This window comes from Enterobacter sp. 168J2 (genome assembly GCF_034107265.1).
Lineage (GTDB): Bacteria > Pseudomonadota > Gammaproteobacteria > Enterobacterales > Enterobacteriaceae > Enterobacter > Enterobacter nematophilus.
Window position 1 is genome coordinate 282331 of the sequence record NZ_JAWNEB010000003.1, and the last position, 19419, is coordinate 301749.

Consider the following 19419-nt stretch of genomic DNA (forward strand, 5'->3'; position numbering starts at 1 on the left):
TTCCTTAGGTTGCGAAATGATAATTTCGCAAGTCTATAACTTTCACAACGAAATTATCCATGTTTCAGATTAAGCGCTAATGATAGTGCATTCTGACAGAGTGAATCATGGGGAAAGATCACATCGGGCTGCAATTCCTGCAGCGGGATGCCGTTGATCGCCTGGATTTTGGCCGGTCGGGCAAATACCGTCATGCCGCGCATGATCAGGGAATCGCATACCCGGTCGTGCTCGTCCAGCGCAACGGCGACGACCACGCGCGGCTTGAAGCGTCCGCCAGAACGTCCGACCCCAACGCGGCCCTTCTGGCACAGGGCGTCAAACGCGCGGTTAAACTGGTGGATCTGCCAGCCGCCAAACGCCATCTGGCACAGCCAGGCGAGGGCGGCGACGGTGATTAATGCGGTAACCATATTCGCTCCTTATTTTCCTCACCCCTCACCCTAACCCTCTCCCCTGTGGGGAGAGGGCCGGGGTGAGGGGAAACAAACCGCTCGATCAGAACATCACCTGCCCACCGGTGACGTTAATCGACTGCCCGGTGCAGTAAGACGCTTTCGGACTGGCGTAAAATAGCAGCATGTTCAGCACGTCCTGATAATCACATCCGCGCTTGAGCGGCACTTTATCGATGTAGTACTGCTCCACTTCCTCAGCCTTGATGCCGAGCTTGGTGGCGTACTGCGGCAGCAGGGACTGGAACATTGGTGATTTCAGCAGGTTACCCAGCATCAGCGAGTGCACGGTAATCCCGTATTCGGCCAGATCCAGCGCCAGGGACTGGGTCAGCCCCACGCCGCCAAACTTCGCCGCGCTGTAGCCGGAGTTATGCTTGCTGCCCACTTTCCCTGATTTTGAGTTGATCTGAATAATGCGCCCCTGAATCCCGTCGCGGATCATCAGGCGGGAAAACTCCCGGGCGCAGAGGAAATAGCCCACCAGATTCACCTGCAGCGAGCGGTCAAAATCACCCAGCTCGAAATCGCTGATAAAGGCCGCTTTCGCAATCCCCGCGCTGTAGACCAGCAGGTCGGTGCGCCCAAAAATCTCGTCCACGCCGCGGGCCAGCGCCATCACGCTCTGCTCGCTGGTGGCGTCGGCGCCAAACCCGTACGCCATCCCTTCGCCAAACTCGGTGTTAATGGTGTCCGCCACGCGGGCGGCTTTTTCGCTCTGAATGTCCACTACCGCCACGCGGTAGCCCTCTGCGGCAAGCCCACGGCAGAGGAACTCGCCTAAGGTTTGTCCCCCACCAATGACAACGGCAACCTGACTCATGTGACTCTCCTTAATTACGCAACAAATTTTAACGTGCAGCCTGGGATGACAGCCTGCGGAACCGGGCCATCCACGTGAACCGTGCCGGGGTATTCCGCCTGCGGCTGGCCGTCGAAGCGCAGGGTGATGTGGCCCAGCTCGCGCAGGTTTTGCTCGGCCACGTCGCCGACGGCGGTCACGGCATAGCGCGCCTCGCCCAGCTCCAGCTGGCTTCCGGCCTTCAGCTCGCCGTTCAGCTCGCCGTGGCAGTGGATAAAGCAAAACTCTTCGATATCCGCCGGGGCGCCCTCGCGGAAGGTGATCAGCATCTGGTCGCTCAGCGCGTCCGCCGCGCTCTGGCCGATGCGGGTAATGGTGGTCTGGTAAATGACGTTCATTGCAGGAACCTCTTATTGATAGATAAAGCCGGAGACAAACCAGGCAATCAGCACCGTCGGCGCGCCCGTCAGGAAGCGGCTCACCAGCACGGACGGCACGCCCACGCGCACGGTGTCCTGGCGCGCTTCGGCCAGCGACAGCCCCACGGGGATGAAGTCGCACGCCGCCTGGGCGTTAATGGCAAACAGGGCGGGCAGGGCGAGGTGCGGGGGAATGTTGCCCAGACCAATCTGTACGCCAATCAGCACGCCGATGACCTGGGCAATCACCGCGCCCGGGCCGAGGAACGGCGACAGCAGCGGGAAGGAGCAGATCAGCGCCAGCGTCACCAGCCCGAGCGGGTGGCTGGCGAGCGGGGCAAGGCCGTGGGCAATCCAGTCGCCCAGGCCGGACGCCATGATGATGCCGATCAGCGCCGAGACGAACGCCATAAACGGCAGAATCGTTTTCAGCACCGTGTCGATAGTGTCGCGCCCGGACTGGAACAGCACCGCCACGGCGGAGCCCATTCCCATCCCGACCTTTGCCAGCAGGCCGTCGCTCTGCTCGGTGATTTTTTTGCTGGTGTCGTACTCGCGCGGGGCCGCTTTTTGCGGCGCGGGTGTGCCATTCACCAGAGTGATGTTGTCCTCCCTTACGCCCGAGACATAAATGTCCTCAAGGATGTACTGCGCCAGCGGGCCGGATTTTCCGGTGGAGTGAATATTCACCGTCGGAATGCGGCGCTTCGGATAGATGCCGCAGCGCAGCGTGCCGCCGCAGTCAATCACCGCCACGCCGATGTCCGCTTCCGGCGGCTCGCCCTCTTTAAAGCCGTCAACCGCTTCCCAGCCGGTCAGCTCGCGCAGCTTGTCGACGATCGCCGGGCGCGTCCCTGCGGTGATGTAGACGATCTTTTTGCCTTCGGTGGCGTCGAACTCCAGCGGGCCGCCCCAGCCGCCCGTGCCTTTCTCAATGCGGATCCGGTTCATGCTGTCGCTCCTGAAAGATGGACCTTCTGTTCAAGCTGGATGCCCATTTTTTTCTCAAAAATGGCGGTGGTGAGGTCAGTCACCCAGCCGCGGAAGAAGTTGGTCACCAGGCCAACCAGCAGGTAGCTCACCGCCAGCGGGCCGAGCGGCAGGCCAAGCGTGGTAAGGCCGCTGGCGATCCCGAGGTAGACAAACAGCTCTCCGGGGTTAATGTGCGGAAACAGGCCGTTCATCGAATGGCAGCTGTAGGAGGCGGCGGCGTAGTAGCTTGGTTTGTACTTCTCTGGCATAAAGCGGCCGAGGCTTAAGGTCATCGGGTTACAGAAAACAAAGGTGCCGATGAAGGGCAATATCAGGTAGCGGGACAGCGGGTTACCGGCGCAGCGCTGGGCAAAGCGTTCGATGCGCTGCTGGCCGATAAAGTTGATCAGCGCGTTCATGATCACCAGCAGGCTGATCAGCAGGGGCAGGATCCCGGTCACCATGCCGGTGAACACTTCTCCGCCTTTCTGAAACAGCCCGATGAACCACTCGGCGCCGTGGGTGATGGTTTCTATCATTCTTCTCTCCTGTGGGGCTTTTTTGTTTTTGTATAACTGCGGCTAATAATAATCACTTTGAAAGGTTTTAAAGTGTTAGTTAGATCTCACAATGAAAGAAAAATGGATTATTTTGAAAGTTAATTGATGGGGTGAATGATTTTCGGTGGAAAAAAGCACGGATTTGCGTTGAGGAGGCGCGTACCGCTTCCTTGAGGTGTTGCGGATGCTTTACCATACTGGGTTCTTATCGAACCCGTTAAATGGATGTCTCATGTTCAAGCGTCGTTATGCAGCGCTGTTGCCTGCGCTTATCCTGCTGTCTGCCTGTAGCAGCAAACCTAAGACCGAAGCCGTTCAGCAAACGGCGGGCGCGCCTTCCGGGGGATTCCTGCTGGAGCCGCAGCACAATATGATGCAGATGGGAGGCGACTTCGCGAATAACCCGGCGGCCGAGCAGTTCATCGATAAAATGGTGAGCAAACACGGTTTCGACCGCCAGCAGCTGCATGAAATTCTGTCTCAGGCGAAGCGTCTGGACTACGTGCTGCGCCTGATGGACAGGCAGGCGCCGTCCGCCCAGGTACCGAGCGGGCCGAACGGCGCGTGGCTGCGCTACCGCAAACAGTTTATTACCCCGGACAACGTGCAAAACGGCGTGGCGTTCTGGAATCAGTATGAAGATGCGCTCAACCGCGCATGGCAGGTCTACGGCGTGCCGCCGGAAATCATCGTCGGGATTATCGGCGTAGAGACCCGCTGGGGCCGCGTGATGGGCAAAACCCGCATCCTCGACGCGCTGGCGACGCTCTCCTTTAACTACCCGCGCCGCGCCGAATACTTCTCTTCCGAGCTGGAAACCTTCCTGCTGATGGCGCGCAGCGAGCAGGACGATCCGCTCGATCTGAAAGGGTCATTTGCCGGCGCGATGGGCTACGGCCAGTTTATGCCGTCCTCCTATAAGCAGTATGCCGTCGACTTTAACGGGGACGGTCATATCAACCTGTGGGATCCGGTGGATGCCATCGGCAGCGTGGCGAACTACTTCAAAGCGCACGGCTGGACGCCGGGCGGCCAGGTTGCCGTGCAGGCCAACGGCGAGGCGTTTGGTCTGGAAAACGGTTTTAAAACCAAGTACAGCGTTGCGCAGCTGACGGCGGCAGGCTTAACGCCAACCCAGCCGCTGGGCAACGTTGACCAGGTGAGCCTGCTGCGTCTGGACGTGGGAACCGGCTACCAGTACTGGTACGGCATGCCGAACTTCTACACCATCACCCGCTATAACCACAGTACGCACTACGCGATGGCGGTGTGGCAGCTGGGGCTGGCGGTGTCTCAGGCTCGCGTCCCGGCGGCTTCGCCGTTTAGTCAGTAAGTCGCCTTATTCCCCCCTCTCCCCGTGGGAGAGGGCACCCGCCCGCATCTGTTTCCCGCAGAAACATTTCGCCACACTCCCATTTCATTCCCGCCGTTTACATCTTCATCGTCTTTTATTATTGTTATGTTATAACATTATTTTGAATTGAGATGTCCATGTCCCTGTTTTCTCTCTCATCCCCGGTTCGGCTGCTGCTGGCGATGGTACTCATTCTGTTTCTCGGGCTGGCCGTGCGCTGGGCGGTGGCGTTGCCATGATCGTGATGAACGCACTGATTGCGGGCTATGACCGCCAGCCCGTCACGCGGCCGCTTTCGGGCGTGATTGAACGCGGCAGCATGACCGCCATTATCGGCGCCAACGGCTGCGGCAAATCCACGCTGCTGAAAACCCTCGCCGGGTTTATCCCGCCCGTGAGCGGCAGCTTCCGCTGGCAGGGAAAACGTCCGGTAATCGGCTGGCTGGCGCAGCGTCACGCGCTGGAGGCGCAATTTCCGCTGACCGTGCAGGACGTGGTGAGCATGGGCTGCTGGCCCGGAATTTCGCTTTTCGCCGGTTTTCGTCGCGAAGCGCGTCTGCGCATTAGTGGCGCACTTGAGCGCGTGGGGCTGGAGTCGATGGCGCTTTCCACCATCGATGAACTCTCCGGCGGCCAGTTTCAGCGCATGCTGTTTGCCCGCGTGTTAGTGCAGCAGGCGCCGCTGGTGATGCTCGACGAGCCCTTTACCGGCGTTGATGAAGCGACCTGCAACGTGCTGATGGATCTGATGCTGGAGATGTATATGCAGGGGCAAACGCTGCTCGCGGTACTGCACGACAGCGAGCGCGTGGCGCGCCACTTCCCGCAGACGCTGCGGCTGGATGCTGACGTCCCCCAGTGGAAAACCGAACGGGTGAGGGTGGCATGATCTGGCACACATTCTTCCAGCCGTTTATCGAATTCGGCTTTATGCGCCGCGCGCTGGTGGTTTGCCTGGCGCTCTCCGTCAGCACCACCGCGCTCGGCGTGTTTCTTCAGCTGCGCCGGATGAGCCTGATGGGCGATGCGCTTTCTCACGCCATTTTGCCCGGCGTCGCCGTGGGGTATTTGCTCAGCGGGATGTCGCTGTTGGCAATGACCGTCGGCGGGTTTATCGCCGGAATTGCCGTCGCGCTGGTGGCCGGGCTGGTCAGCCGCCGCACGCCGCTGAAAGAAGATGCCAGCTTTGCCGGCTTTTACCTGGGTTCACTGGCGCTGGGCGTCACGCTGGTATCGCTGCGCGGCTCGAATGTCGATCTGCTGCATCTGCTGTTTGGCTCAATCCTCGCGGTTGACAACGACGCCGCGCTGTTTGTGACCGGCGTGTGCATCTTCACCCTTATCACGCTGGCCCTTTTTTACCGCGGGCTGGTGACGGAGGCGTTTGACACCGCCTGGCTGCAGGTGAATGCCCGCTGGCTGCCCGGGCTGTTGCACGCCCTGTTTCTGGCGCTGCTGGTGCTTAACCTGGTGGCCGGTTTTCAGGTGCTCGGCACGCTGATGGCCGTCGGGCTGATGATGCTCCCGGCGGTGGCGGCGCGCTGCTGGGTACGCACCTTACCCGGATTACTCCTGATGGCCGGTATCAGCGGTATTTTCTGCGCGTGGCTGGGGCTAAGCCTCTCCTGGGCGGCAAGTTTACCCGCGGGGCCATCTATTGTGCTGACCGCCAGCGCGCTGTTCTTTATTTCCGTTTTATTTGGCACGCGCAGCAGGCTGGCTGGCAGCCTGCGGGCGCTTTTTTAACGCAAGGGGAAACGATGAAACGTACAGGATTAATTATGGCGCTAACGCTGGGGATGATGTCGCACAGCGTGATGGCGAAAACGCTGAATGTGGTCACCAGCTTTTCGATACTGGGGGATATCACCCAGAAGGTGGGGGGCGATCGCGTGAACGTGACGACGCTGGTGGGGCCGGACGGCGATCCGCACACCTTCGAACCGTCACCAAAAGACAGCGCGGCGCTGAGCAAGGCTGACGTGGTGGTGGTCAACGGCCTGGGGCTGGAAGGCTGGCTCGACCGCCTGGTGAAAGCCTCCGGGTTCAAAGGGCAGCTGGTCGTCGCCTCAACCGGTGTGAAAACCCACACGCTTGAGGAAGATGGAAAGACCGTGACCGACCCGCACGCCTGGAACAGCGCGGCGAACGGTGCCCTGTATGCGCAAAATATTCTGAACGGGCTGGTGAAAGCCGATCCGGAAGACAAAGCGGCGCTGGAGGCTTCAGGAAAACCGTACATTGCGCAACTGACTCAGCTGGACAGCTGGGCCAAAACGCGCTTTAGCCAGATCCCGCAGGAAAAACGCAAAGTGCTGACCAGCCATGACGCGTTCGGCTATTTTGGCCGCGCTTACGGCGTAACCTTCATGGCACCTCAAGGACTCTCTTCCGAGAGCGAGGCCAGCGCGGCGCAGGTGGCGGAGATTATCAAGCAGATTAAAGCCGACGGCGTGAAAACGTGGTTTATGGAAAACCAGCTCGATCCGCGCCTGGTGAAGCAGATTGCGTCGGCGACCGGCGCACAGCCGGGCGGCGAACTCTACCCGGAAGCCCTGTCGGCCAAAGGTGGGGTGGCAGACACCTACGTTAAGGCGTTTCGCCATAATGTCGATACGATTGCGAGCAGCATGAAGTAACATTTCTCCAGCCGGTGCGCCCGTACCGGCTTTTTTCTGAAGCCCCCTCGTAAAACCTGAAGCGCATCCCCATATTTGACGAGAAAGTGCTATCTTGTGCTGCACGTTTTTCTCAAGCCTGGAGCAAGAATGACTGACCATGAATTGATGCAGCTTAGCGAGATCGTAGGCCTTGCCCTGAAGCAGCGTGGCGCGACAATCACTACCGCGGAATCCTGCACCGGCGGCTGGGTGGCGAAAGCGATTACCGATATCGCCGGCAGTTCCGCCTGGTTTGAACGCGGCTTTGTGACCTACAGTAACGAAGCTAAGGCGCAGATGATTGGCGTGCGCGAAGCCACGCTGGAACAGCATGGCGCGGTCAGCGAACCGGTTGTCATTGAAATGGCCATTGGCGCGCTGAAAGAGGCGCGGGCAGATTACGCCGTTTCCATTAGCGGTATCGCGGGGCCGGACGGCGGCAGCGACGTGAAGCCTGTCGGCACCGTCTGGTTCGGGTTTGCCACGTCCAAAGGGGAAGGGATCACCCGCCGGGAGTGCTTCAGCGGCGACCGCGAAAGCGTGCGTCGGCAGGCAACCGTTTATGCGTTAAAAACGCTCTGGCAACAATTTCTACAAAATACTTGATACTGTATGACTATACAGTATAATTGCACCAACAGAACAGAAGTCCATGGTGAAGCGCAGTTGCTTCTCCCGGCATGACAGGAGTAATAATGGCTATCGACGAAAACAAACAGAAAGCGTTGGCGGCAGCACTGGGCCAGATCGAAAAGCAATTCGGTAAAGGCTCCATCATGCGCCTGGGTGAAGACCGTTCCATGGATGTGGAAACTATCTCCACCGGTTCGCTTTCTCTGGATATCGCACTGGGCGCGGGCGGTTTGCCGATGGGCCGTATCGTAGAAATCTACGGTCCGGAATCCTCAGGTAAAACGACTTTGACCCTGCAGGTTGTTGCAGCGGCGCAGCGCGAAGGTAAAACCTGTGCGTTTATCGATGCCGAGCACGCGCTGGATCCAGTGTATGCCCGTAAGCTGGGCGTTGATATCGACAACCTGCTGTGTTCCCAGCCGGACACCGGTGAGCAGGCGCTGGAAATTTGTGACGCGCTGGCGCGCTCCGGTGCGGTTGACGTGATCATCGTCGACTCCGTTGCGGCGCTGACGCCAAAAGCGGAAATCGAAGGTGAAATCGGTGACTCTCACATGGGCCTCGCGGCACGTATGATGAGCCAGGCGATGCGTAAGCTGGCCGGTAACCTGAAGCAGTCCAACACGCTGCTGATCTTCATCAACCAGATCCGTATGAAAATTGGTGTGATGTTCGGTAACCCGGAAACCACTACCGGTGGTAACGCGCTGAAATTCTACGCTTCTGTCCGTCTGGATATCCGCCGTATCGGCGCGGTGAAAGAGGGCGAGAACGTGGTGGGTAGCGAAACCCGCGTGAAGGTTGTGAAGAACAAAATCGCAGCACCGTTCAAACAGGCTGAATTCCAGATCCTCTACGGCGAAGGTATCAACTTCCTCGGCGAGCTGGTTGACCTGGGCGTGAAAGAGAAGCTGATTGAAAAAGCGGGCGCCTGGTACAGCTACAACGGTGACAAGATTGGTCAGGGTAAAGCGAATGCTATCTCCTGGCTGAAAGAGAACCCGGCTGCGGCGAAAGAGATTGAGAAGAAGGTGCGTGAGCTTCTGCTGAACAACCAGGACTCCAAACCTGATTTCGTGGTGGATGCCGCGGATGCTGAAGAAACCAACGAAGACTTTTAAGTTTCTCGTGTAAAGATGAAGGGCTGCTGACGCGGCCCTTTTTGCATTTCTGATTCTGCAGGTTTTTTATGAGTGAACCGACATCACGCCGACCCGCCTACGCGCGCTTGCTGGATCGTGCGGTACGCATTCTCGCCGTGCGCGACCACAGTGAACAGGAGCTGCGGCGGAAGCTGTCAGCGCCCGTCATGAGTAAAAACGGGCCGGAAGAGATTGATGCCACTGCGGAAGACTACGACCGCGTGGTGGCCTGGTGCTATGAGCATCATTACCTGGACGATGACCGCTTTGCCTCGCGTTTTCTCGCCAGCCGGGGTCGCAAAGGGTATGGACCCGCGCGCATCCGCCAGGAGCTGAACCAGAAAGGGGTAGCCAGGGAATCCATCGAAAAAGCGATGCGCGAAAGCGACACCGACTGGTGCGAGCTGGCAAAAGAGCAGGCTATTCGTAAATACGGCGAACCGCTGCCGCGTGAATTTTCAGAAAAAGTCAAAATCCAGCGCTTTTTGCTCTACCGCGGCTTTCTGATGGAAGATATTCAGGATATCTGGCGTAATTTTGCCGATTGAACGCATGCGGGATTTTACTTCCCACTAAAGAAAACTTATCTTATTCCCACTTTTTCCAGTAGCTGGTCTGTCCAACGGTTTACCGATACAGGCTGGCTACGACATTTCGTTAGCTTGATTTCAGGATAATTATGAGCAAGAGCACCGCTGAGATCCGTCAGGCGTTTCTCGATTTTTTCCATAGTAAGGGACACCAGGTTGTTGCCAGCAGCTCCCTGGTACCGAACAACGACCCGACTTTACTGTTTACCAACGCCGGGATGAACCAGTTCAAGGACGTGTTCCTTGGTCTCGACAAGCGTAATTATTCCCGCGCCACAACCTCACAGCGTTGCGTGCGTGCGGGCGGTAAACACAACGACCTGGAAAACGTCGGTTACACCGCGCGCCACCACACCTTCTTCGAAATGCTGGGTAACTTCAGCTTCGGCGACTACTTCAAACACGATGCCATTCAATACGCGTGGGAACTGCTGACCGGTGAAAACTGGTTCAACCTGCCGAAAGAGCGTCTGTGGGTGACCGTCTACGAAACCGATGACGAAGCGTTTGAAATCTGGGAAAAAGAAGTGGGTATCCCGCGCGAGCGTATTATTCGCATCGGCGATAACAAAGGCGCGCCATACGCGTCTGACAACTTCTGGCAGATGGGTGACACCGGTCCTTGCGGTCCGTGCACCGAGATCTTCTACGATCACGGCGACCACATCTGGGGTGGCCCTCCAGGCAGCCCGGAAGAAGACGGCGATCGCTATATTGAGATCTGGAACATCGTCTTCATGCAGTTCAACCGTCAGGCTGACGGCACCATGGAGCCGCTGCCGAAGCCGTCCGTTGATACCGGTATGGGCCTGGAGCGTATCGCCGCGGTTCTGCAGCACGTTAACTCCAACTACGAGATTGACCTGTTCAGCACCCTGATCAAAGCCGTTGCAGAAGTGACCGGCGCGACCGATCTGAACAACAAATCGCTGCGCGTTATTGCAGACCATATTCGTTCCTGTGCGTTCCTGATTGCTGACGGCGTCATTCCGTCGAATGAAAACCGTGGCTACGTGCTGCGTCGCATCATTCGCCGTGCGATCCGTCACGGCAACATGCTGGGCGCGAAGGACACCTTCTTCTATAAACTCGTTGGGCCACTGATTGGCGTGATGGGTTCAGCCGGTGACGAGCTGAAACGCCAGCAGGCGCAGGTTGAGCAGGTTCTGAAAACCGAAGAAGAGCAGTTTGCCCGTACGCTGGAGCGTGGTCTGGCGCTGCTGGACGAAGAGCTGGCGAAGCTTAAGGGCGACACGCTGGATGGCGAAACTGCTTTCCGCCTGTACGACACCTACGGCTTCCCGGTTGACCTGACGGCGGACGTTTGCCGCGAGCGCAACATCAAAGTTGATGAAGCAGGCTTTGAAGCCGCGATGGAAGAGCAGCGTCGTCGTGCGCGTGAATCCAGCGGTTTCGGTGCCGACTACAACGCGATGATCCGCGTTGATAGCGCGTCTGAATTCAAAGGTTATGAAGCGCTGGAACTGACCGGCAAAGTCACCGCCCTGTTTGTTGACGGTAAAGCCGTAGACAGCATCAGCGCGGGCCAGGAAGCCGTCGTCATTCTGGACAAAACCCCGTTCTATGCGGAATCTGGCGGTCAGGTTGGCGATAAAGGCGAACTGAAAGGTAACGGCTTTAGCTTTAGCGTAAGCGACACCCAGAAATACGGTCAGGCGATTGGTCACCAGGGCAAACTGGTTTCCGGTTCTCTGAAAGTGGGCGAGGGCGTACAGGCTAACGTTGATGAAGCACGCCGTGCACGCATTCGTCTGAACCACTCTGCAACCCACCTGATGCACGCAGCCCTGCGCGACGTGCTGGGTACCCACGTTGCACAGAAAGGTTCTCTGGTTAACGATAAAGTGCTGCGCTTCGACTTCTCGCATTTTGAAGCGATGAAGCCGTCTGAAATCCGCGCGGTGGAAGACCTGGTGAACGCGCAGATCCGTCGTAACCTGCCAATTGAGACCCACATCATGGATCTTGAGGACGCGAAGAAAAAAGGTGCGATGGCGCTGTTTGGCGAGAAATATGACGAGCGCGTTCGCGTGCTGAGCATGGGCGATTTCTCTACCGAACTGTGCGGCGGTACTCACGCCTCGCGCACCGGTGACATCGGCCTGTTCCGCATCGTTTCTGAATCCGGTACGGCGGCAGGTGTGCGTCGTATTGAAGCGGTAACCGGTGAAGGCGCAATCGCCAGCCTGCATGCGCAGAGCGATCAGCTGCACGACATCGCGCAGCTGCTGAAAGGCGATAGCCAGAACCTGGGCGAGAAAGTGCGCGTTGCGCTGGATCGTACCCGTCAGCTGGAAAAAGAACTCCAGCAGATGAAAGAACAGGCTGCGGCGCAGGAGAGTGCAAACCTCTCCAGCAAGGCGGTAGACATTAAGGGCGTCAAACTGCTGGTCAGCGATCTGGCGGGCGTTGAGCCTAAGATGCTGCGTACTATGGTCGACGATCTGAAAAACCAGCTTGGTTCTACGGTTATCGTGCTGGCGACGGTGGCAGAAGGTAAGGTTTCTCTGATTGCGGGCGTCTCTAAGGATGTGACCGACCGCGTTAAAGCAGGGGAACTGATTGGTATGGTCGCCCAGCAGGTGGGCGGTAAGGGGGGCGGTCGTCCGGACATGGCGCAAGCCGGTGGTACGGATGCGGCGGCACTTCCTGCAGCATTAGCCAGCGTTGAAAGCTGGGTGAGCGCGAAACTGTAATAACTACAAAGCACAATCAGACGCCATAGCGGTAACGTTATGGCGTCTTGTTCACTGTGCTATCGATAACGATAAAGTCAGGTTGAGTTTGTGTATATCGGCTAAACTTACGTTTAACAGAATGTGATGCCGTGACTGCTTACACTTTACGTGTTTGTCATCGCTTACTTTTTGGCGTTATATGATGGATAATGCCGGGATACAAGAGACCCGACTCTTTTAATCTTTCAAGGAGCAAAGAATGCTGATTCTGACTCGTCGAGTTGGTGAGACCCTCATGATTGGGGATGAGGTCACCGTGACAGTTTTAGGGGTAAAGGGTAACCAGGTACGTATTGGTGTTAACGCTCCTAAAGAAGTATCTGTCCACCGTGAAGAGATCTACCAGCGTATCCAGGCTGAAAAATCCCAGCAGTCCAGTTACTGATATTGTCGCGTCTCGCTGTCGGGCGAGACGCAACCCTCCCGCTATTTTTCCTGCTCAAAGTTACCGTTTAATTTCAATCGCTCTCTTTTTAACCACTCCGTTACTCTTTACTCGTCTCAATACCGCTATTTCGACAGATGTTTTCTGTGGTGTTGCCTGCAAAATCCGCTTATAAAACACCCTCTTTGCGGCTTTTACATGCGAATTGCGTGTGATTTGTGCAAACGATAAAAGCTTTTGGAAAATTGTTTGACTTATAAGTCCCAGAAAGTAATATATGCGCCACGCAGCGACGAGAAGCTCTTAACGAGTAACTCGAAGCACTCGAAAGAGGCGTTGTGTGGTGAGGTGGCCGAGAGGCTGAAGGCGCTCCCCTGCTAAGGGAGTATGCGGTCAAAAGCTGCATCCGGGGTTCGAATCCCCGCCTCACCGCCATTTTGCATCCGTAGCTCAGCTGGATAGAGTACTCGGCTACGAACCGAGCGGTCGGAGGTTCGAATCCTCCCGGATGCACCATCTATTACTTCATATTGCTTTCGAAGTGATATGAATATCGAGCAGTACAGTAGTAAATCCCGATGCATCCGTAGCTCAGCTGGATAGAGTACTCGGCTACGAACCGAGCGGTCGGAGGTTCGAATCCTCCCGGATGCACCATATTCTCCGAGATAACAGCGATGCTGTTGTTTTAAGGTCTGCGAGTTAATCGCAAGCACCAGGGAGGATAACGTTGCTTTAGCAACGGCCCGCAGGGCGAGGCGTAAGCCGAGTAATCCTCCCGGATGCACCATCTTCTCCTTCTTTGTTTATTCCTTCGACGTTCCGTCAGCAATCACACTCTCAGTCAGCGACAAAAACCACCTTTTACGATAAAGTAATGCTTTGTTAATCGTTTAGCGAGAGCACGATGTACGCACAGTATGACGGTTTGATCTTCGACATGGATGGCACCATCCTCGATACTGAACCCACGCATCGTCAAGCCTGGACCGAGGTCCTTGGCCGCTACGGCATGCGTTTCGACCTTCAGGCGATGATTGCCCTCAACGGATCCCCAACCTGGCGTATTGCGCAGGCCGTGATTGAACTGAATCAGGCCGATCTCGACCCACACCTTCTCGCGCGTGAAAAAACCGATGCGGTAAAAGCCATGCTTTTAGATACCGTACGCCCTCTGCCACTGATTGATGTGGTAAAAGAGTGGCACGGGCGTCGCCCGATGTCTGTCGGGACGGGCAGCGAGAGCGCGATAGCAGAAGCGTTGCTCAACCATCTTGGCCTGCGCCACTATTTTACTGCCGTGGTGGCCGCCGATCATGTTAAAAATCACAAGCCCGCACCGGACACCTTCCTGCTCTGCGCAGAATTAATGGGCGTCCCGGCGGCAAAATGCGTCGTGTTTGAAGATGCCGATTTCGGTATTCAGGCCGCGCGTGATGCCGGAATGGATGCGGTGGATGTGCGCTTACTGTGAGTGACGCGCTGTCACTCGCCTCATTATTCGCCAGCAGTTTTCTAAGCGCCACGCTGTTACCGGGAAATTCGGAAGTGGTGCTGGTGGCGATGCTGTTGTCCGGCGTTAGTCAGCCCTGGCTGCTTGTATTAATAGCAACAATGGGTAATAGCCTTGGAGGGCTGACTAACGTTATTCTTGGGCGTTTCTTTCCGCTGCGCGAAAAATCGCGCTGGCAGGAAAAGGCAGTCGGCTGGCTAAAACGCTATGGCGCTGCCACGCTGTTATTAAGCTGGATGCCTGTAATAGGCGATTTACTGTGTCTGCTGGCGGGATGGATGCGCATCTCCTGGGGACCGGTGCTCTTTTTTTTGTGCCTTGGCAAGGCGTTGCGCTATGTTCTCGTGGCGTGGGCAACACTACAGGGTATGACGTGGTGGCACTAATTGGTGGAATGAATACGCGACCTTCAATCGTCAACCATTACAATTATGCTGAGTAACATTACTTTGACAGGCGGGAGGTCAATTTGATCCCGGACGTATCTCAGGCGCTGGCCTGGCTGGAAAACCACCCTCAGGCTCTGAAGGGTATTCAGCGTGGTCTTGAGCGTGAAACGCTGCGCGTTAACGCGGACGGTAGCTTAGCGACTACGGGTCACCCGAAGGCGTTAGGCTCGGCGCTGACACATAAATGGATCACAACCGATTTCGCTGAAGCGCTGCTGGAGTTCATTACGCCGGTGGACGGCGATATCGATCATATGCTGACGATCCTGCGCGACATCCATCGCTACACCGCGCGCAACCTCGGCGATGAGCGTATGTGGCCGCTCAGCATGCCGTGCTATATCGAGCAGGGCCAGGAGATTGAGCTGGCGCAGTACGGCACGTCAAACATTGGTCGGCTGAAAACGCTCTATCGCGAAGGTCTGAAAAATCGCTACGGCGCACTCATGCAGACTATCTCCGGGGTGCACTACAATTTCTCTTTGCCGATGGCGTTCTGGCAGGCGAAGGGGGGAGAAACGGATAAAGAAGCGATCTCCGCCGGTTATTTCCGTCTGATCCGCAACTATTACCGTTTTGGCTGGGTGATTCCGTATCTGTTTGGCGCATCGCCTGCCATTTGCTCATCGTTCCTGCAGGGGAAACCGACCACGCTGCCGTTCGAAAAGACGGAGTGCGGAATGTACTATCTCCCGTACGCGACTTCTCTGCGCATGAGCGATTTGGGCTATACCAATAAATCGCAAAGCAATCTCGGTATTACGTTTAACGAATTGCACGAATATGTGGCAGGATTGAAGAGGGCGATTAAAACTCCGTCGGAAGAGTACGCGAAAATCGGCCTCGAAAAAGACGGAAAGCGCCTGCAAATCAACAGTAACGTACTGCAGATTGAAAACGAACTGTATGCGCCAATTCGTCCGAAGCGCGTGACGCGCAGCGGCGAAACGCCGTCGGATGCGCTGCAGCGCGGCGGCATTGAATACATTGAAGTGCGCTCGCTGGACATCAACCCGTTCTCACCGATTGGCGTTGACGAGCAGCAGGTTCGCTTCCTGGATCTGTTTATGGTCTGGTGCGCGCTGGCGGATGCGCCGGAAATGAGTTCAGACGAGCTGCTCTGTACGCGCACGAACTGGAATCGCGTGATTCTGGAAGGCCGTAAACCGGGTCTGACGCTGGGCATTGGCTGTGAAACGGCGCAGTTCCCGCTGGCTAAGGTGGGTAAGGATCTGTTCCGTGACCTGAAGCGTGTTGCCCGGACAATGGACAGCATCGACGGCGGCGACGCGTATCAACGGATTTGCGACCAGCTGGTGGAATGCTTTGATAACCCGGAACTGACGTTCTCTGCGCGCATTCTGCGCTCCATGATCGAGCAGGGGATTGGCGGCACGGGGCGTTCACTCTCAGCGGAGTACCGTGAGATGCTGATGCAGGAGCCGTTAGAAATCCTGAGCGAGGCGGATTTTGTCGCGGAGCGCGATGCGTCCGTGGTGCGTCAGAAAGAGGTTGAAGCGGCGGATACGGAGTCGTTTGAGGCGTTTCTGGCGAAGCAGGCTTAGCAGAAAAGAAAAAGGCCACATCGCTGTGGCCAAAATATACATCTCTGAATTCAGGGATGATGATAACAAATGCGCGTCTTTCATATACTCAGACGTGCATTCTGTAGAAGAGTTCAGTTTATTTTAAAAAAAATCACTATCGGAGGTGACGTATGCCGTTATTAGATAGCTTTACTGTCGACCATACCCGTATGGAAGCACCTGCAGTCCGCGTGGCGAAGACCATGCACACCCCGCACGGCGACACGATCACCGTCTTCGATCTGCGCTTCTGCGTGCCGAATAAAGAAGTGATGCCGGAGAAAGGCATTCACACCCTGGAACACCTGTTCGCCGGTTTCATGCGTGACCACCTGAACGGCAACGGCGTTGAGATCATCGACATCTCTCCGATGGGCTGCCGTACCGGCTTCTACATGAGCCTGATTGGTCAGCCGGAAGAGAAACGCGTCGCCGATGCGTGGAAAGCGGCGATGGAAGACGTGCTGAAGGTGAAAGAGCAGAACCAGATCCCTGAGTTGAACGTTTACCAGTGCGGAACTTACCAGATGCACTCTCTGGAAGAAGCGCAGGAAATCGCCCGTCACATCATCGAGCGTGACGTTCGCGTAAACAGCAACGAAGAGCTGGCCCTGCCAAAAGAAAAACTGCAGGAACTGCACATCTAGTACACCTTTTCCCTCTCCCTCAGGGAGAGGGTAGGGTGAGGGTGGTTTAACCCCATGACCACAACCGCAACCTTCTCCTTTACCCATCGTCCCCTCGTTCCGTTTGCCCATGATTACGTTCACGGCGACAGCGAGCCGTGGCATGAGCACGACTGCGCGCAGCTGCTGCACAGCCTGACGGGCGTCGTGCGGGTCGATACCGCATCCGGCTGCTGGGTAGTGCCGCCCGGGCGCGGCGTCTGGCTACCTGCGGGAACGCAGCACTCGCTTCGCATCACCGGCAACGTTGCAGCCCGCACGCTGTTTATCGATCCGCTGGCGCGGGCCGATCTCCCGGCGACCTGCCAGATCGTGCAGATCTCCCCGCTGCTGCGCGAGCTGATCCTTACCTCCCTGACGCTGCCGGAGTCGTACTCGCCGGGAAGCCGTGACGAGCGCGTATATGAACTCATTCTGGATGAAATTCGCATTATGCCGGTGCTGCCGTTTCACCTGCCGGAGCCGGAAAGTGAGGCGTTACGTCACCTGTGTCTGCAAATCCGGCAAAACGCGGGGGAAAGCTGGAGCAGCGCGCAGGCCGCGAGCATGACGAACATGAGCGAGCGCACGCTGAACCGCCATTTTCAGCAGCAGACAGGGCTAAGCTACGGCGAATGGGTGAGAAGGGCGCGCCTGCTGGAAGCCTTAGTGAGGCTGGCGCAGGGCCAGCCGGTGCTGCGCGTGGCGCTGGATCTGGGTTATGGCAGCCACAGCGCCTTTACGGCGATGTTCCGCCGTGCGATGGGCGTCTCCCCCAGCGATTACTTTAAGAACGACTGACCGCGTTAAGCAGCGCCTGAAGCGACGCGCGCGCCACGTCGCTGTCAATGCCCACGCCCCAGCTGCTGGTTCCGTCCTGGAACAGGCAGCGAATATACGCCACCGAGCGGCTGTCGCTGCGTTCGCCTAATGTATGCTCGTGATAGTCCTTAATCACAAACGGCGCGTTGACCCAGCGGCTCAAACCCTGCGCGGCAGCGGAAAGCAGCCCGTTGCCCTGACCTTCAAGCTGGCGCGTTCCCCCCTGCGTATAGATGCTTGCCGTCAGCCGCAGTTGCCCATCCTGCTGGCCGTCGCTGCGGTAGGATTGCAGCGCCAGCTGCGGCGTGGTTACCAGCCCATAGCGGGTGCGGAACAGCTGCCACAGCGCGTTCTGAGTCATCTCTTTCCCGTGACGATCCGTTTCCTGCTGCACGTGCTGGCTGAAATCCTGCTGCAGGGCACGGGGCAGTTTCAGCCCATGATTTTGCTCGATAAGCCACGCGCTGCCGCTTTTCCCCGACTGGCTGTTTACGCGGATCACCGCTTCGTAGGTGCAGCCGATATCCTGCGGATCGACGGGCAGATAGGGCATCTCCCAGCGATCGCCAGGCCTGCGGGCATCAAAGCCTTTCTTGATGGCATCCTGGTGCGAGCCGGAGAAGGCGGTATACGCCAGCCGACCCGCCCACGGATGGCGCGGGTGCACCGGCAGCTGGTTGCAGGCTTCCACCACTTCGACCACCCGGTTCATGTCGCTAAAGTCCAGGTTCGGGCTAATGCCCTGGCTGTAGAGATTCATCGCCAGCGTCACCAGACAGACGTTGCCCGTGCGTTCGCCGTTGCCAAACAGGCAGCCCTCCACGCGGTCCGCGCCCGCCATCACGGCCAGCTCGGCGCTGGCGACGCCGGTGCCGCGGTCGTTATGCGGATGCACGCTGATGCACACGTCGCGGCGGCGGCTGAAGTGGCGGCAGAAATACTCGATCTGGTCGGCGTAGACGTTGGGCGTGCTGACCTCGACGGTAGCGGGTAAGTTGATCACCATGGGCCGCGCGTCGCACGGCTGCCAGATCTCCGCTACGGCTTCACAAATCTCCAGCGCAAACTCCGGCTCGGTAAAGCAGAAGGTTTCCGGGGAGTACTCGTACTGCCAGCGGGTTTCAGGATTCTCTTCACACAGCTGGCGGATAAGCCGCGTGGCGCGGGTGGCCAGCTCAACGATCTGCGCTTTCTCCATGCCGAACACCAGGCGGCGGAACAGCGGGGCGGTGGCGTTATAGAGATGGACGGCGGCCTGCTTCGCGCCGCGCAGGGATTCGAAAGTGCGATGAATGAGGTCTTCCCGCGCCTGAGTTAACACCTGAATCGTGACGTCATCCGGGATGCGGCTCTCTTCGATAAGCTGGCGGACAAAGTTGAAGTCGGTTTGCGAGGCGGACGGGAAGGCGACCTCAATCTCTTTAAATCCGCAGCCCAGCAGCAGATCCCAAAACTGCAGCTTGCGCGCGCTGTCCATCGGCTCGGCAAGCGCCTGGTTGCCGTCGCGTAAGTCGGTCGAGAGCCAGCGCGGCGCGCGGGTGATGGTCTGCTCCGGCCAGCGGCGGTCGGGCAATGAAACGGTGGGATAAGGCTGGTATTTGTCGGCGGGTGTGTTCAGCATGATGCGCTCCTGTTGTCTTTTCACTATCGTGA

At 57.5% G+C, this 19419-nt stretch carries 20 protein-coding genes and 3 tRNA genes; 17 read left to right on the plus strand and 6 right to left on the minus strand.

Annotated elements, in window-relative coordinates; all coding sequences use genetic code 11:
• Positions 1-53 precede the first annotated feature (53 nt).
• The 5 genes from gutM to srlA all read right to left on the minus strand — a co-directional run bounded on the left by gutM (position 54) and on the right by srlA (position 3187).
• Positions 54-413 (minus strand): transcriptional regulator GutM, encoded by a 360-nt coding sequence (gutM, locus tag USG84_RS11895; RefSeq protein ID WP_151412894.1) that lies wholly within the window; start codon positions 411-413, stop codon positions 54-56.
• 85 nt (positions 414-498) lie between these two features.
• Positions 499-1278 (minus strand): sorbitol-6-phosphate dehydrogenase, encoded by a 780-nt coding sequence (gene srlD, locus USG84_RS11900; RefSeq protein WP_023294411.1) that lies wholly within the window; start codon positions 1276-1278, stop codon positions 499-501.
• A 14-nt stretch (positions 1279-1292) separates the two neighbouring features.
• Positions 1293-1655 (minus strand): PTS glucitol/sorbitol transporter subunit IIA, encoded by a 363-nt coding sequence (gene srlB, locus USG84_RS11905; protein ID WP_028014196.1) that lies wholly within the window; start codon positions 1653-1655, stop codon positions 1293-1295.
• 12 nt (positions 1656-1667) lie between these two features.
• Positions 1668-2627 (minus strand): PTS glucitol/sorbitol transporter subunit IIB, encoded by a 960-nt coding sequence (locus USG84_RS11910; protein WP_151412893.1) that lies wholly within the window; start codon positions 2625-2627, stop codon positions 1668-1670.
• Entirely contained in the window at positions 2624-3187 is a 564-nt protein-coding gene (gene srlA, locus USG84_RS11915) for a PTS glucitol/sorbitol transporter subunit IIC (protein ID WP_003862164.1), read from the minus strand. Before srlA ends, USG84_RS11910 begins: the two co-directional genes overlap by 4 nt.
• 253 nt (positions 3188-3440) lie before the next feature.
• Here srlA and mltB point away from each other — a divergent pair, with 253 nt between their 5' ends.
• The 17 genes from mltB (at position 3441) to USG84_RS12000 (ending at position 17745) form a co-directional block, all read left to right on the plus strand.
• Positions 3441-4541, plus strand: coding sequence for a lytic murein transglycosylase B (gene mltB / locus USG84_RS11920; protein WP_253543151.1), 1101 nt, complete (start codon positions 3441-3443; stop codon positions 4539-4541).
• A gap of 256 nt (positions 4542-4797) precedes the next feature.
• Complete coding sequence (locus USG84_RS11925; RefSeq protein ID WP_061097287.1) at positions 4798-5451, plus strand: metal ABC transporter ATP-binding protein; 654 nt, start codon at positions 4798-4800, stop codon at positions 5449-5451.
• Positions 5448-6308 carry a metal ABC transporter permease gene (locus USG84_RS11930; RefSeq protein WP_151412891.1) on the plus strand — a complete coding sequence of 287 codons (861 nt, stop codon included), beginning with the start codon at positions 5448-5450 and terminating at the stop codon, positions 6306-6308. Before USG84_RS11925 ends, USG84_RS11930 begins: the two co-directional genes overlap by 4 nt.
• Before the next feature lie 14 nt (positions 6309-6322).
• Positions 6323-7201 (plus strand): metal ABC transporter substrate-binding protein, encoded by an 879-nt coding sequence (locus USG84_RS11935; protein ID WP_151412890.1) that lies wholly within the window; start codon positions 6323-6325, stop codon positions 7199-7201.
• A gap of 129 nt (positions 7202-7330) precedes the next feature.
• Complete coding sequence (gene pncC, locus USG84_RS11940) at positions 7331-7828, plus strand: nicotinamide-nucleotide amidase (RefSeq protein ID WP_061097290.1); 498 nt, start codon at positions 7331-7333, stop codon at positions 7826-7828.
• Between the two features lie 89 nt (positions 7829-7917).
• A complete protein-coding gene (gene recA / locus USG84_RS11945) occupies positions 7918-8976 on the plus strand; it encodes a recombinase RecA (RefSeq protein ID WP_028014189.1) in 1059 nt (352 codons plus the stop codon).
• Between the two features lie 68 nt (positions 8977-9044).
• On the plus strand, positions 9045-9545 hold the full coding sequence (gene recX / locus USG84_RS11950; protein ID WP_028014188.1) for a recombination regulator RecX: 501 nt from the start codon (positions 9045-9047) through the stop codon (positions 9543-9545).
• 131 nt (positions 9546-9676) lie between these two features.
• The gene (gene alaS / locus USG84_RS11955) at positions 9677-12304 is read left to right on the plus strand and encodes an alanine--tRNA ligase (RefSeq protein WP_151412889.1); all 2628 of its coding nucleotides are present in this window, start codon (positions 9677-9679) and stop codon (positions 12302-12304) included.
• 241 nt (positions 12305-12545) lie between these two features.
• On the plus strand, positions 12546-12731 hold the full coding sequence (gene csrA / locus USG84_RS11960) for a carbon storage regulator CsrA (RefSeq protein WP_000906486.1): 186 nt from the start codon (positions 12546-12548) through the stop codon (positions 12729-12731).
• Between the two features lie 342 nt (positions 12732-13073).
• Positions 13074-13166 (plus strand) — tRNA-Ser (locus tag USG84_RS11965).
• 4 nt (positions 13167-13170) lie between these two features.
• Positions 13171-13247 (plus strand) — tRNA-Arg (locus USG84_RS11970).
• A 64-nt stretch (positions 13248-13311) separates the two neighbouring features.
• A tRNA-Arg gene (locus USG84_RS11975) sits at positions 13312-13388 on the plus strand.
• Positions 13389-13638: 250 nt separating this feature from the next.
• Complete coding sequence (gene yqaB, locus USG84_RS11980) at positions 13639-14205, plus strand: fructose-1-phosphate/6-phosphogluconate phosphatase (protein ID WP_151412888.1); 567 nt, start codon at positions 13639-13641, stop codon at positions 14203-14205.
• A complete protein-coding gene (locus tag USG84_RS11985; protein WP_008499541.1) occupies positions 14202-14630 on the plus strand; it encodes a YqaA family protein in 429 nt (142 codons plus the stop codon). The genes yqaB and USG84_RS11985 overlap by 4 nt, the downstream gene beginning before the upstream one ends.
• 83 nt (positions 14631-14713) lie before the next feature.
• Positions 14714-16258 carry a glutamate--cysteine ligase gene (gshA, locus tag USG84_RS11990; RefSeq protein ID WP_151412887.1) on the plus strand — a complete coding sequence of 515 codons (1545 nt, stop codon included), beginning with the start codon at positions 14714-14716 and terminating at the stop codon, positions 16256-16258.
• Between the two features lie 152 nt (positions 16259-16410).
• Positions 16411-16926, plus strand: coding sequence for an S-ribosylhomocysteine lyase (gene luxS / locus USG84_RS11995; protein ID WP_008499539.1), 516 nt, complete (start codon positions 16411-16413; stop codon positions 16924-16926).
• A gap of 54 nt (positions 16927-16980) precedes the next feature.
• Complete coding sequence (locus tag USG84_RS12000; protein WP_151412886.1) at positions 16981-17745, plus strand: AraC family transcriptional regulator; 765 nt, start codon at positions 16981-16983, stop codon at positions 17743-17745.
• On the opposite strand, the gene leuA is transcribed toward USG84_RS12000, so the two are convergent.
• Positions 17732-19387, minus strand: coding sequence for a 2-isopropylmalate synthase (gene leuA, locus USG84_RS12005; RefSeq protein WP_151412885.1), 1656 nt, complete (start codon positions 19385-19387; stop codon positions 17732-17734). The two genes, USG84_RS12000 and leuA, sit on opposite strands and share 14 nt — an antisense overlap.
• Between the last annotated feature and the right edge of the window lie 32 nt (positions 19388-19419).